This is a genomic window from Altericroceibacterium spongiae (assembly GCF_003610805.1).
Lineage (GTDB): Bacteria > Pseudomonadota > Alphaproteobacteria > Sphingomonadales > Sphingomonadaceae > Altericroceibacterium > Altericroceibacterium spongiae.
In genome coordinates, this window is the sequence record NZ_RAPF01000016.1 from 1 (window position 1) to 13,435 (window position 13,435).

Consider the following 13,435-nt stretch of genomic DNA (forward strand, 5'->3'; position numbering starts at 1 on the left):
AAAATCGTGGCGGCAATAGGACAGTGTCGTGGCGTTAACTGCCATGTTTGCATGTGAACATGACGACATTGAGTTTAACTTCGGCCCAGGCTCCTTCCGATCAACCAAAGGTGGAAAACATGGGCCGCCACGAACGCGCCTCCAATAACGATCAGGGACGGTAACAGCATCCCCTCCTGCCCCGGCCTCGGCGTTAGGGTCATCGCTGCAACATTGAACAGCCCCAGCACACAGATCGCAAGGAAGGGCGTGAAGCTGAGAGCTAGAACGCGAGGTGCGGACCAATTCACCAAATTGGAAAGCGGCTCTGATCGTGAAAGCCGCCATTGCATCGGCAGTTTCCTTTCCTGCCGGAAACGGGCGTTTGCCCGGATGGACAATCCGATCATCACCAGTGCGAAGATGGCGGACACGATTAGCACGGCCATGAGTTTTCCCCTAAGCTATATGTTTGCATGTGAACATGCTCACTTGCCTACAGGACTTTCCCCCATCTTTCGGAGCCAGTCGTTGAACGCCTCGGCCATCGCGTCCTGCAAGCTCATGCCGTGCTTGCGGGCGGTCATGTGCATGGCGAACGACATTTCCGGGCTGAAATAGCCCGTCATCGCCTTCTTGCCCTGACGGCTCGGCGCAACCGGGCTGCTGCTCGAACTGCTGCCGGTGCCTACGCCAGTGCTGCCGGCGATCGGCACGGCCGCCCTTCCCTCCGGCTCGGCCGACGCCGGCGTTGGTGCGGGATCGCGATCCCGCAATGCAAGCAATGATCCCTTCCGGCTCATGCGCTGGCCCTCCGCTTCGTTGATGCTTGCATGTTTACATGCTCGCATGTCCACTTGTAAAGCTGGCGCACCTCGTCTGCCGCCTTGCCGTCCGGCTCGATCTCCATCGCGGTTTTCCCCTCGGCCGCCGCGTGACGGAACGCGGCGCGATCCGCGACATGCAGCGGGCAGGCGTCCAGCCCATAATCCTGCACGAGCTGCGTCGCTTCCTCATACATGCGCGGCGCGGTCGGGCTTCCCGCCGTGAAGATCACGAAAGCGGGCTTGCCGCGCATCTTCACAAGGCTGGCGGTCGTCTTGATCGCGGCCAGGTCGAACGCGCTCGGCCGACATGGGATCAGCACCAGGTCGGCCGCCTCGACGGCGGCGCTGGCGGCGCTGTCGGCATGGGGCGGGGTGTCGATCACGATGAACTCCGCGCCCTGCGCCGTCGCTTGCTCGATCTTGGCGGCGAGGCGAGGGGGGGCGCTGTCGATCACGACCGGGGGCGCGTCCTGCCGCCATGCCGCCCATTGGCTCGCCGTCGCCTGCGGATCGAGGTCGATCACCAGCGCGGTATACCCGGAATCCTCGGCGGCTGCGGCCAAGTGCAAGGCGAGGGTGGTCTTGCCCGCCCCCCCCTTCTGGCTGATGATCGCGATTGTTGGCATGTGAATAACCTTACATGAACTCATGTTTGCATGTGGTCATAGCGCAAGCGGCTATCGGATGAAAGGGCAGGGCGTCTAGCCGTCCTCGCCGCCCTCATCCTCGCTGTCATCGTCCAGCGGCTCATGGCTCATCTGGCCGTGATCCTCGATCGGGCAAAGCGGCGCTCCGGCCTGCTCAAGCCATTTGCGCGCGGTCCTCGCGGTATAGCCGCACGTCGCGCACTCGCATTTCAGCATCCGGGTTTTCTGCTTCTTGGGCGCGGTCGACTCCCCGTCCGTGTCGAGACGGGCATGGGGAAGGGGGCCAGCGGCATCGAGGATCGGTGCGACGGCCGCAAGGAACGCCTCGCCGGGGGTGGTGGCGCGCATCGGCCCGACCAACCCCAGCCCCAGCGCGACCCGTTTAAACGCCTTCCCATGCCCTGCCGGGATGCCGACGGCGGCATGGACCAGCTCATGCGCGAGGATGGCCGCGATCTGCGCCGGCATCGCATCGGGCGCGTGCGCTAGGTCCGGGCGGATGAAGATTTCAAAATGCCCGTCCGCGCTAAGTCGGTTGTCCCAGCACTCACCGATCGCCTTGCCCTTCGCGCCTCTGCTGGTGAAGCCGATCGCCACGCGCACGCGGTCGGGCAGGGGGGCGTCCAGCGCCTCGAACAGCGGAGCCATGCCCTGCGCCACGGCATTGAGCCAGCTTTCGCGGGTTTCGTGGGTCATCGTCTTTACTCCCTTCAAATCGCCTGTCCGGCGATGGCCATGCCATCGGCCGGAACACGGACGCCCAAGAACGCCGGCGAGAGAGGGGGCAGCGGGAATCTGCGGGAGTGGTGCGCGGCGCAGGGAGGCACAGCCGAGTGAGCCACGGTCCCGCTGATTGCCGTTGCGGGGGAGAGGCGGCCGGGACCGCCTTTCCCCCCTTCAAACAGGATCGGCGCCGGCACACGCCGGCACTGCTGCGCGAGATCCGCGCAGCGATCTCGCTTCCGCCATGTGGATCGTTACCTTGGGCCAAGACCGCTTGCGGGCTTGGGGAGCGTGAGCGACTAGAGCCACGGTGCCGCGCCAGCGGCAGGCGCATAATCACCGCACCCATTGCCAAAATCAGATTTTGTGACTACACTGGGACTACGTTTTCAGAAGGAAATCCCAATGGCTGTTTCCGACACCTATGTCCGCGCCAGGATCGACAATACGACGAAGGAACGCGCCACCGCCGCGCTGGGCGCGATGGGCCTTTCGATCTCCGACGCTATCCGGCTGCTGATGCTGCGTATCGCCGACGAACGGCGCTTGCCTTTCGAGGTCAAGGTTCCGAACGCCGCGACACGCGAGGCAATGGCAGAGCTGGCGGCGGGGAAGGGGACCAAGTTCGCCAGCGTCGATGCGCTGATGGCGGACCTCCATGCGGACGATTGATCGTTCGACCCGGTTCAAGCGCGACTACAAGCGGGAATCAAAGGGCCGGCATCGAGCGACCCTCGATGCCGATCTTCTGCCTGTCCTGGCCGCGCTCGCGACCGACACGCCGCTTGATCCCAAATACCGCGACCATGATCTGAGCGGCGATTGGGCGGGCTACCGCGATTGCCACGTCAAGCCCGATCTGGTGCTGATCTACGCCAAGCCCGACGACGAAACGCTGCGCCTCGCGCGCCTTGGCTCGCATAGCGAGGTATTCGGATAGATGACGCATATGCGGGCGATCTTCATCCGCCACGGCGAATCTACAGGCAACGCCGGCGTGCCGTGTCACGATCTCGCGACGATCGAGCTGACGGAGCACGGCCACGAACAAGCGCGCCAGGTCGCGGCGAGCTGGACGCAAGCGCCCGCGCTCATCGTCACATCGCCCTATACCCGCACCCGGCAGACGGCCGCGCCGACGATCGCGCGCTTCCCCGGCGTCCCGGTCGAAGTCTGGCCGATAGAAGAGTTCACCTATCTGCAACCGGCGCGCTGGAACGGCACGCGCAGCGCCGAGCGGATGCCGCACCTCGAACGCTATTGGAGCGAGGCCGATCCTGATTATTGCGACGGGGAGGGGGCGGAGAGCTTCGCCACTCTGCTCCGGCGCTGCGAGGCGGCGCTTGCCCGCCTCGCCGCCATGCCGGCCGCTTCGCTGGTCTATGTGTTCGGGCATGGGCAATTCATCCAGGCCGCGCGCGCGATCGTCGCCGACGCTCATCTGGACGATCGGGGCAAGATGCTCGGTTTCTGGTGCAAGGGCGAGCCGCCCGCGATCAGCAACGCGCAGCAGGTAGGGTTCCATTGGCAGGGCGGGCGCTGGAGATGTGCGCCGGCGATCGCCGCCTAGATCAACACCCGCTCCACCTCGTCCAGCGTCACGTCATCGGGCCGGCGGTCATAGAGCTGGGTCGTGCGGGTAGAGCTGTGGTTCGCCATCGTCGCGGCCGTCTCCAACGTGCCGCCGTTTTTCAGATAGGTGGTGATTCCGGTCGCGCGGAACGAATGGTTGCCGATCGCCGTCCCGATCTCGGCCGCGCCTGCGCGCCGGCGCACCATCGCGAAGGCATTGGCTTGGGGCAGGGGGGAATCGCTTAGTCGCTTAGTCCCGCGTGCGATCGTGCGGAACAGCGATCCCTTGCGATCTTCACGCAGCGCGCACCCGTCGATATAGGCGGTCAGATAATCCTCTAGATTGTGATGGCAGGGCATTTCATGGCGCTTGCCGCCTTTCTCGTGCAGTCGGACCCATAGCCGCCTGTTCTGCATGAACACGTCCTCGACCCGCATCGCCAGCGCCGCGCCGATCCGCGCGAAACTATAGACCATCAACCCGATCAGGGCGCGGTCGCGCAGGCCCGCATGGGTGGTCACGTCGATGCTGTCGAGCAACCGCCGCGCCTCGTCCGGGGCCAGCACCGGCGTCTTGCCGCGCCGCTGGCTATGCGCCGGCCCGCGCACCGATCCGGCAGGGTTCACCGGCACGATATGGCCCGTCACCAGCCAGTCGAACAGGTGGCGCACGCCGGCGAGCTGCTGCTTGACGCTGGGCGCGGCCAGCTCGCGCCCCAGCGCCTCGACCCAGGCCGCGACGTGGAGCGGTTGCACGGCCTCAAGCGAGGCGACGCCGCGCGCCTCACACCAGGCCAGGAAGTCGCCGGCCGCGCGCATATAGGCGCGGCGCGTATGCGGGTTGCGAATGGTGACGGCGAAGAATTCGAGAAAGCGCAGCCGCGTGGCGTCGTCGGCCGCCGCGATCAAGGCCGGCAACGCCAGCGCCGGCGAGGGCAGGGGGGCGAGCTGGTTCATCGTGCGATCTTCTGCCAACGGGCCGGCTCGGGGCGAGGCTTCGCCAGCTCCCGGCGCAATTCGTCAAACATCTCATCAGCGGGACGAACGCGGCCCGCCTTCACGTCCTCAAGCCCGCGCGCAACCGAATCGTCTAATATCCGGCGTAGCAGCTCGTCGCGCAAATCGCGGTGCGGCTCCATGTCGATAAAGTTCTTGACGATCGCGAACACCGCCTCGGACGGATCAACGAAATGACCCCGCTCGACCTGCGCCAACAGCCAATCGGCCATGTCGCCGGGTAGATACGCCTCGAAACGCAACCCGCCCGCGCGCGCCTGCTCGCACAGCGCCTTGGCTTGGTCGCGCTCGGCGTAGTTGTCGGCAAAAGCCTCATCGTCATTTTCGATCATGCCGGCATCCCTTTTGCGGTGGATCTTCGGAGGCGTTTAAACGCTCTCTGCGGGGTCGCCGCGATAGCGCACCCAAAGGTCGCCCATCGCGTCGCGGTAGCCCCAGGCATCGGCGTAGGTGGTCGACTCCTGCGCCAGATAGGCCATGACCGTAAGCATATCCTCGGCAATGACGGCATCGACGTTGCACAAGTGGATGATCGGGAAATGCCCGCACTCGTCGCCGTTCCACCAGGCCAGCAGGAAATCCGCGACCTTGCCGGATGCGCCGGTTTCGGCCGCGCGCGTGGACGGCATGGCGATGGCTAGCAAGCGGCCGATCGCCTCGCCGACCTCATCGAAGCTGACGGCCCGGAAGACGGGGCGGCGTTGCGGGGGTGATGTGGCGGCCGTCCCGGTCATACGATCGTGGTCCATTTGAGTGTGTGATAAAGGACATTATCATATATAAGTAGGGTGGGAAACGCGTGTTGTCTCGTTCCCGATACTTCGCGGGGCCTGCACGCTTCATGTGAGCGGCGGTTGGCGTTTGTTGAAACTTTACAGTCCCATCAGGGGCGGTTCTACCGTCGCCTGGTTTGCCATATTGCGCCATCCGGTCGAATCCGGATCGCGCGAAACCAAGATGTAAAACATCAATAACATTAGAAGGCATTGTGTTGATCTCCAGCATGGATTGGCGAGCTTATTATTGTTGGCGTCAAGAAACTCTGTACGAATTACTGTAATTAAAGCATGATGATACAGGATATGATCAGACAGTAAGATGATGTCACAACATAACATCATGGCAAAGCCCGACTATGCGTCACGCGATTTTCGCAAGAGGCACAATTGTCTCTTCCTTTCCAATCCACGAGAGGCTAGATGCGCAGGTTATGAAAGGGTGGCTATCCATCATTGTCGGTATCTTTCTCGCCTTCGGAGTGACGGCGGGGGCGATGGCGCATGCCACCGAAGCGGGCTTCCGCACGAGTACCGTAGCGTCTGTCGATGGCTGTGAGAGCGCTTCGAAAAAGAGCGACGACGGCCAGTCGGACCCTTCCAAGACCTCGATCAAGTTTCACGGCTGTCACGGTCACCATGTTGGAATTCCGGTCGGTGCCGCGCCGGAACCGGAAGCTGTGTTCACGGACAAAGCTGTACCGGCGCGAATCGTCCCGGGCCTTTCACCCTCGACTCATTCCGACACCTTCCGACCTCCGAACGCCTGACAGCTGACGCTTTCGCCTGGCCGAGCCGGGCGTGCGCCTTTGGTTTGTCAGGAGTTTTTTGTACATGCATCCTATGTTTGCGCCCGCCATGGCTGCGGCGCTCGTGGCTATATCGGCCACGCCCGCTGCGGCGCAGGTGGACAATTCGGCGGTTGCCGGTCCCACCGTCCCGTCCGGCCCCCTTGAGGTCCGCACGGGACCTCTACCCGCCGTCCTGACGCTTGCCCAGGCGCTCGAGGAAGCTGACGCGAGATCTCCGGCTCTTGCCGCAGCTCGTGCCGATGTTGAGGCCGCGCGCGGGCGGTTGCGTCAGGCGCGATTCCGCTTCAATCCCGTCCTCAACGTCGAGGTCGAAAACTTTGCAGGTACAGGTCCCTATACGGGGTTCAACGGAACGGAGACGACCGTCTCTGTCAATCAGAGGCTCGACATAGGGGGACGGCGGAAAGCGCGGATGACGCTTGGTGAAGCCGAACTTGCCGCTCAGGAATACCGCTTCGCGATCGCGCGGGCCAATCTCGGTCAGCAGGTCCGCAATCTCTTCGCGCTTGGTGTAGCCGCGCGTGACAACCTGGCCCTCGCCCGTGAGAATGAAGCAAGGGCACGCGAAGTGTCGCGTGTCGCGCGCGCGCTTGTCGAGGCGGGGAAAGAGCCGCCGCTGCGCGGCCTGCGCGCCGATGCGGCCCTCGCGCAGGCGACGGCGGCACTGCGCGCGGCCGAAGCCGAGGAGGAGGCCGCCCGCCGTTCACTTGCAGCGCTTTTCGGAACGGATATACCGCCGGCCGAACTCGTCGGGAGCGATCTCCTCCCTCCGCCTCCCATCGTTAGCGCCTCACAAACACTCGACGTGCGCCTCGCCGAAGCCGAGCGCGCAATCGCCGACGCTCAATTGCGCCAAGCTCGCGCCGAAGGCCGTCTCGATCCGTCTGTCGGCGTCGGCGTGCGGCAGCTTCGCGAAACGGGCGATCGCGCGTTGGTCGCGAGCTTGTCTGTGCCTCTTCCGTTGTTCGATCGCAATCAAGGTAATGTCGCGGCCGCCCGGTCGGACATTCAAGCGGCCGAAGCGCGGCGAAATAGCGTTTTGACCAACACGCAAGCGGCGATTGCAAATGCGCGAGCCGCGCTCGATGCCGCTGATGCCCGCGTCGCGGCTTTGGCAGGCAGCGCCATCAACCAGGCACGCGAAGCCTTGCGACTTGCCGAACTCTCGTACCGGGCCGGCAAGTCCTCGCTGATTGAGCTCCTTGATGCACAACAGGCGTATTCCGAAACGCAGGCTGAGCTCATCGCCGCACGCCGCGCCAGAGCGGAAGCGCAGGCGACCCTGGAACGTCAGGCCGCCGCTGTGGGAGATATGGAGGCAGCGCAATGATCTCTTTCTTCGTGATCGATATTGAGCACACCCCATTGTCTGCGGCTTGCGGGCCAATGACTTGCTTGACCGCACGCAGTCCTGGGCTCGGTTGCAGTTCGCAGCACGCGCAAGGAAACTTTCTCGGTGGAGCTCTTTCGCCGCTTCACATTCTTGCCCTCGCGGCTTCCGGCGCTGGAACTCCTCGCGCGGCCAGGCCCCTGATTTCCGGAGATGTTCAATGATCCAACCCAATAGGCGAATCCTGGGCGGAGCGGGTGCGGTGTTGCTCGTCGCCGCCGGAGCTGTCGCGGTATCGCAATGTACCGCAGACCCTGTCGTTGAAACCGGCAATGAGGAACAGGCCGAGGAAGCGGTCGCTCCTATGGACACTCTTGCGATGACGCCGGACGCGATCCGGGCGGCTAATATTGCTGTGGAGACGGTTCAGTCGGGCGGCCTCGGTTCGGAGGTTCTTGCTCAGGCTACGGTGACCGCTTCGCCGACCGGCGAGGCAATTGTCACGGCCTTGGCCAGTGGGGCTGTGACCCGCGTGTACAAGCGGCTCGGTGATCCGGTCCGCGCTGGCGAGGCGCTCGCCATCGTCCGAAGCCGGGACGCGGCCCAGATCGCAGCCGCGAAGACCGCCGCAGAGGCGCAGGCGGTTCTTGCTCAGCGCAATCTCGCTCGCGAACGGCAACTTTACCAACAGCAGGTATCGGCTCGCGTGGATTATGAGCGGGCGCAAGCCGAAGCTGCTGTCGCGGCCGCCGAGGCCCAGCGCGCGCGGCTTGCGGCCAGGGCAGCCAATGTCACGGGCGATGGCAGCGGCTCAGTCGTTGCCAGTCCCATATCCGGTCGGGTGACCAGCGAAAACGTCAGTCTTGGCGCATATGTCCAACCCGAAACCGAGTTGTTCCGAGTGGCGGACCCGTCGAAGGTGCAAATCGAAGCTGCGGTCGGGCCAACGGATGCGCAGCGGCTCGTTCCGGGCGACCGGGCGGTCGTGGAGTTACCCGATGGACGAACAATCGAGGCACGCGTCCGCGCGATTACGCCCGGTCTTGCCGGGGAAACGCGTTCGGCAACGGCCGTGCTCGACGTTCCGGGAAGCCTCCAGCCAGGGCTGCCGGTGCGGGTCCGCTTGCTGCCGAGCCGCGGCGAGGTGTCGGACGCGATCGTAATTCCCGAGGAGGCGCTTCAGACGCTGGAGGGCCGCGATGTCGTCTTTGTGCGAACCGAGGACGGATTTCGCGCGAACAATGTCACGGTTGCCAGGCGCAGCGCCGGACGCGTGGAAATCGCTTCGGGGCTGAAGACGGGTCAGATGATCGCCACCACGAATGCGTTCCTGCTGAAAGCCGAGCTCGGCAAGGGCGCAGGCGAGGAGGAATAGCTCATGATTGCTCGACTTATCGCACTGTCCGTCCGCGCCCGCTGGATGGTCCTGTTCCTCTTTCTTGCAATCGCTGGCCTCGGCATCTGGCAGCTGACCAAGTTGCCGATCGATGCAGTGCCAGACATCACCAGCAACCAGGTGCAGATCAACACTGTCGATCCGCGTCTGTCGCCGGTCGAAATCGAAAAACTGGTTACCTATCCGGTCGAAATCTCGCTCGCTGGCATTCCAGGACTAGAGACGACGCGCTCGATTTCGCGCAACGGATTTAGCCAGGTTACAGCGATATTCTCGGAATCCACCGACCTTTACTTCGCACGACAGCAGGTCGGAGAGCGGCTAAGACAGGTGACCGAGGACCTCCCCGAAGGTGTGCAGCCGCAAATCGGACCCGTGACAACGGGCCTGGGCGAAGTGGTCATGTACACCGTCGGCTATACCAATCCGGACGGGAAGGGCGCGAAGAAGGTCGCCGGGCAACCTGGCTGGCAACCCGACGGAAGCTATCTCACGCCCGAAGGCGACCTGCTCACCGACGAGGTCGCCAAAGCCGGCTATCTGCGCACCGTGCAGGACTGGATCATCGGACCCCAGCTGAAGGCAGTGCCGGGCGTTGCGGGCGTCGACTCGATCGGTGGCTACGCCAAGACGTTCGTTGTCGAACCCGATCCGACCAAATTAACCAATTTCGGCATCTCCTACAGCGAACTAGGGGAGGCTCTGGAAAAGGCCAATCTTGCCGTAGGTGCCAATTACTACAATCGCGGCGGCGAAGCTTATCTTGTTCGCGTCGATGCGCGCGCACGTTCCGTCGACGAAATCAGGAACGCCGTTGCAGCCACGCGAGGCGGCGTTCCGATCACGATCGGTCAGATCGCCAACGTCAAGATCGGCGGCGATCTCCGCACCGGCGCGGGAAGTCTGAACGGTAAGGAGGCGGTGATCGGCACCGTGCTCATGCTTATCAACGAAAACAGTCGGATCGTTGCCGAGGACGTTTCGGCGAGGATCGATCAGGTATCGAAGACGTTGCCGCCGGGCGTAGAAGCCAAAATCGTTCTCGACCGCGCCGAGCTGGTCAGCGCCACCGTGGGAACCGTCGAACGCAATCTCACCGAAGGCGCCCTGCTCGTGGCGGCGTCGCTGTTCCTGCTGCTGGGAAACTGGCGCGCGGCGATCATCGCCGCTCTGGTCATTCCGTTCTCGTTCCTTATGATGGCGATGGGAATGAATTCATTCGGCGTGCCGGGCAACCTCATGAGCCTTGGCGCACTGGACTTCGGCCTCATCGTCGACGGCGCCGTAATCATTATCGAGAACTGTCTCGCGCGACTGGCGCATCGGCAGGAACATGAAGGTCGGCTGCTCTCGCTTCGAGAACGGCTTGAGGAGACAATGCACGCCTCGCAAGAGATGATCAAACCGACGGTATTCGGTCAGGCGATCATCCTTCTTTCCTTCGCGCCGCTCCTCATGTTCACAGGCGTCGAGGGCAAGACCTTCTCGCCCATGGCAATCACCATCATGCTGGCACTCGTCTCCGCATTTATCCTTGCGATCACACTTGTGCCTGCGCTGGTAGCGATCGTCATTCGCGGACGTGTCGCCGAGAAGGAGGTGTGGCTGATCCGCAAGAGCAAGGATCGGTATCTGCCTCTTCTCGACAAGGCGCTTGCACGGCCACTCCCGTTCATCGCCGGGGGCGTCGCTTTCTTTCTGGCGGCCGTTCCGGTCTTCGGGCTGCTTGGGTCGGAGTTCATACCGCAACTCGACGAAAAGAACTTGGCGGTTGCCTCCACCCGGGTGCCTTCGGTCAGTCTCGAACAATCGCTGGCAATGCAGCGCAAGGTCGAGGAAGCGGTCGCTAAGTTGCCGGAAGTGGAACTGATGTTCTCAAAAACGGGGACGGCCGAAGTCGCAACCGACCCGATGCCGCCGAACGTCTCCGATGGTTTTGTTATTCTGAAGCCAGAGGACGAGTGGCCGGATGGCGTCCATACCAAAGGCGATGTAGTTGAACGCATCGAAAAGGCGGCCGGCGCTCAGCTCGGTCAGCTTTATGAAGTCAGTCAGCCGATCGAGCTTCGCTTCAACGAACTGATTTCGGGTGTCCGCGGCGATGTAGCGATCAAACTCTATGGGGACGACCTCGACAAAATGTCGCAGACGGCAAACGAAATGGTGCGGGTGCTGCAGACTATCCCGGGAGCAAGCAGCGTAAAGGCCGATCAGGTCGGCGGTGCGCCCGTGCTCGATGTAAAACTCGATCGCGCAATGATCGCTCGCTACGGCCTGACAGTCCAGGAAGTGGCCGATACTGTAGCCGCAGCTCTCGGAGGGCGCGAATCCGGCCTCCTTTACGAGGGCGATCGGCGCTACGACATCACTGTACGCGTGCCTGACGCAACGCGGGTCAATCTCGATGACATCCGCTCACTTCCTGTGCTTTTGCCTGAAGAATCCGGCGAACTGCGGAAGCAGGTTCCTTTGGCACAGGTGGCGCAGATAAGTCTCACGGAAGGCCTCAACGAAATCAGACGCGAGAACGGCAAGCGCCGTGTCGTCGTGCAGTTGAATCTGGAAGGGCGCGACGCAGGTTCGTTTGTCCAGGAAGCGCAGGCAAAGATTGCTCAGGTAAAGCTGCCTGCTGGATATTATCTGGAATGGGGCGGACAGTTCGAGAGCCTGCAAGCCGCGACATCACGACTTTCAATCGTGGTCCCGCTTGCCTTTGTCGCCATCTTCGTGCTGCTTTTCGTGGCCCTTGGATCGGCCGGACGAGCAACTGCGGTCTTCCTGACCTTGCCGCTGGGCTTGGCCGGCGGGATTTTCACCCTCGCCCTGACCGGTATCAACTTTTCTGTCTCGGCAGCGGTCGGGCTTATCGTTCTGGCCGGTGTTTCAGTTCTGAACGGTTTGGTCGTGATGACGGCCATTCGTGAACGTCAGGAGCATGGGCTGCCTCTGGTTGAGGCAATCCGGGAAGGCATGGCCGAGAAGATGCGTGCAGTCATCATGACCGGCTTTGTTCCGGCAATTGGCTTCATTCCGATGGCAATCGCCACCGGGACGGGGGCTGAAGTCCAGAAGCCGCTCGCAGTCACAGTTATCGGCGGGTTGATTGCCGCAACCGTTCTCACCCTGTTGGTATTGCCGTCGATTGCGAAGGTGGTGCTCGGAGCAATCGAAAACCGTCGGCGTAAGCGGGACGAGAATGCCTCGCCGATTGCACCAGAACCGGCGTGAAGGAGAAGATTATGACTGAAACGATCAAGCTATTGCGAATCTACACCGATGAGGGCGCCTATCTTGGTGATCGCAAGGTGCTCGAGGTGATCGCATCGCGTGCAAGGGATGCTGGCCTGGCCGGCATCACCGTTCTGGACGCGCGATTGGGTTTTGGCCGATCAGCGCATGTCCACCGCCGTCACGTCTTCGAGAGCGATCGGGCCGTCGTCATCGAGATTGTCGATGAGGAAGAGCGGCTGCGGACTTTTGTCGACGGTCTCGACGATATTCCGGACGTCGGCCTGATGACGCTGGAGCCGGTGGAAGTCCTTGGCGGCAAGGCGCGCCAGACCATCGCGGAGAAGAGTGCATGACAAGGGTCCTCGCGCTGGCGGTCCGTACCGCCGGACGCGAGGTCGCGCGACCGCGCGAACGCTGCCTGACGCACCGTGACTTCCCCTCCGCCTCGCTGGTGGAGGGGGAGACCGCCGCCCACCCGGTCATCCAGCGCATGCGGCGGTCAAACTTCGATCCTTTTAGCTGCGCCGATCGAGCATCTGTCGCGCCAAAGGATCTGCGTCAAATTGGCTCCCGCCCGCGCATTCCGGCCCTTCGGGTTGCATGTCGGCAATCGCTCGGGTGCGAGAAGAGCCGCGTCTCTGGAAGGTGCCCAATGACGGGTAGGCGCGCGACCACAATTCTCTTCCTGCCAGCCGCTCTGGCCTTAGCAGGCTGTACGAATGCATCGGAAGACCGGGAGGCGCAGGATCACATTCCCGGTTCCGATCCCGATGCCATCGAAAGACATATCTACGTCTGCAGCGACCGCAGAAGCTATCTCGTCGACGTCTTCCGCGATGGCCTGACGATCGACCTCACACCACCGGATGGCAAGCCATTGAGGCTCAGTGCCTTTTCGCAAGACCCGACCTATGTCGGGAACGGGATCACGGCCCGCATTTCGGGACCCGTACTGCACATCGAGCGGGCCAATCGGCCAGTGCTGACATGCCGCCAGAAATTGGGAGGACGCGGATGAGCTTCTCCCACCATCCCGGTTTGCGCGGCCCCTGCAATTTTTTGTCTGGCGTGGCCTTCGGCTCGCCGGCTTTTGCCGGTTTCCTTGGCCTGAAGGGCTGTTGTGGA

At 62.9% G+C, this 13,435-nt stretch carries 16 protein-coding genes; 9 read left to right on the top strand and 7 right to left on the bottom strand.

The features are described 5' to 3' along the window. Positions 1–74: 74 nt before the first annotated feature. The 4 genes from D6851_RS16650 to D6851_RS16665 form a co-directional block, all read right to left on the bottom strand. Complete coding sequence (locus D6851_RS16650) at positions 75–428, bottom strand: hypothetical protein (protein WP_024020845.1); 354 nt, start codon at positions 426–428, stop codon at positions 75–77. Between the two features lie 39 nt (positions 429–467). Continuing rightward, on the bottom strand, positions 468–782 hold the full coding sequence (locus tag D6851_RS16655; RefSeq protein ID WP_013041578.1) for a ribbon-helix-helix domain-containing protein: 315 nt from the start codon (positions 780–782) through the stop codon (positions 468–470). Continuing rightward, the gene (parA, locus tag D6851_RS16660) at positions 779–1,432 is read right to left on the bottom strand and encodes a ParA family partition ATPase (protein ID WP_024020846.1); all 654 of its coding nucleotides are present in this window, start codon (positions 1,430–1,432) and stop codon (positions 779–781) included. Before parA ends, D6851_RS16655 begins: the two co-directional genes overlap by 4 nt. A gap of 75 nt (positions 1,433–1,507) precedes the next feature. Then, on the bottom strand, positions 1,508–2,149 hold the full coding sequence (locus D6851_RS16665) for a transcription elongation protein SprT (protein WP_024020847.1): 642 nt from the start codon (positions 2,147–2,149) through the stop codon (positions 1,508–1,510). Positions 2,150–2,581: 432 nt separating this feature from the next. Here D6851_RS16665 and D6851_RS16675 point away from each other — a divergent pair, with 432 nt between their 5' ends. The 3 genes from D6851_RS16675 to D6851_RS16685 are packed head-to-tail and all read left to right on the top strand — an operon-like array spanning position 2,582 to position 3,746. Continuing rightward, positions 2,582–2,848, top strand: coding sequence for a type II toxin-antitoxin system RelB/DinJ family antitoxin (locus tag D6851_RS16675; protein WP_004212930.1), 267 nt, complete (start codon positions 2,582–2,584; stop codon positions 2,846–2,848). Beyond that, the gene (locus tag D6851_RS16680; protein ID WP_004212931.1) at positions 2,835–3,116 is read left to right on the top strand and encodes a type II toxin-antitoxin system YafQ family toxin; all 282 of its coding nucleotides are present in this window, start codon (positions 2,835–2,837) and stop codon (positions 3,114–3,116) included. Before D6851_RS16675 ends, D6851_RS16680 begins: the two co-directional genes overlap by 14 nt. 9 nt (positions 3,117–3,125) lie before the next feature. Beyond that, on the top strand, positions 3,126–3,746 hold the full coding sequence (locus tag D6851_RS16685; protein WP_120326045.1) for a histidine phosphatase family protein: 621 nt from the start codon (positions 3,126–3,128) through the stop codon (positions 3,744–3,746). Here D6851_RS16685 and D6851_RS16690 read toward each other — a convergent pair. Genes D6851_RS16690 through D6851_RS16700 form a run of 3 tightly spaced genes read right to left on the bottom strand, consistent with a single transcriptional unit; the run spans position 3,743 to position 5,499 of the window. After that, positions 3,743–4,705, bottom strand: a complete 963-nt coding sequence (locus tag D6851_RS16690) for a tyrosine-type recombinase/integrase (protein WP_024020849.1) — start codon at positions 4,703–4,705, stop codon at positions 3,743–3,745. The genes D6851_RS16685 and D6851_RS16690 overlap by 4 nt on opposite strands. After that, the gene (locus D6851_RS16695) at positions 4,702–5,097 is read right to left on the bottom strand and encodes a CopG family transcriptional regulator (protein WP_031309921.1); all 396 of its coding nucleotides are present in this window, start codon (positions 5,095–5,097) and stop codon (positions 4,702–4,704) included. The genes D6851_RS16690 and D6851_RS16695 overlap by 4 nt, the downstream gene beginning before the upstream one ends. Before the next feature lie 36 nt (positions 5,098–5,133). Further along, the gene (locus tag D6851_RS16700) at positions 5,134–5,499 is read right to left on the bottom strand and encodes a DUF7673 family protein (RefSeq protein ID WP_031309922.1); all 366 of its coding nucleotides are present in this window, start codon (positions 5,497–5,499) and stop codon (positions 5,134–5,136) included. 476 nt (positions 5,500–5,975) lie between these two features. On the opposite strand from D6851_RS16700, the gene D6851_RS16705 reads away from it, so the two are divergent. From D6851_RS16705 to D6851_RS16730, 6 genes are all read left to right on the top strand, one after another. Next, positions 5,976–6,311, top strand: coding sequence for a hypothetical protein (locus tag D6851_RS16705; protein ID WP_147395513.1), 336 nt, complete (start codon positions 5,976–5,978; stop codon positions 6,309–6,311). 64 nt (positions 6,312–6,375) lie between these two features. Beyond that, positions 6,376–7,683, top strand: coding sequence for a TolC family protein (locus D6851_RS16710; protein WP_120326038.1), 1,308 nt, complete (start codon positions 6,376–6,378; stop codon positions 7,681–7,683). A 220-nt stretch (positions 7,684–7,903) separates the two neighbouring features. Continuing rightward, positions 7,904–9,058 (top strand): efflux RND transporter periplasmic adaptor subunit, encoded by a 1,155-nt coding sequence (locus tag D6851_RS16715; RefSeq protein ID WP_120326039.1) that lies wholly within the window; start codon positions 7,904–7,906, stop codon positions 9,056–9,058. A gap of 3 nt (positions 9,059–9,061) precedes the next feature. Continuing rightward, positions 9,062–12,307 carry an efflux RND transporter permease subunit gene (locus tag D6851_RS16720; RefSeq protein WP_120326040.1) on the top strand — a complete coding sequence of 1,082 codons (3,246 nt, stop codon included), beginning with the start codon at positions 9,062–9,064 and terminating at the stop codon, positions 12,305–12,307. Positions 12,308–12,318: 11 nt separating this feature from the next. After that, on the top strand, positions 12,319–12,663 hold the full coding sequence (locus D6851_RS16725) for a DUF190 domain-containing protein (RefSeq protein ID WP_031309925.1): 345 nt from the start codon (positions 12,319–12,321) through the stop codon (positions 12,661–12,663). Between the two features lie 299 nt (positions 12,664–12,962). Next, positions 12,963–13,328, top strand: a complete 366-nt coding sequence (locus D6851_RS16730; RefSeq protein WP_024020857.1) for a hypothetical protein — start codon at positions 12,963–12,965, stop codon at positions 13,326–13,328. Positions 13,329–13,435: the final 107 nt, after the last annotated feature.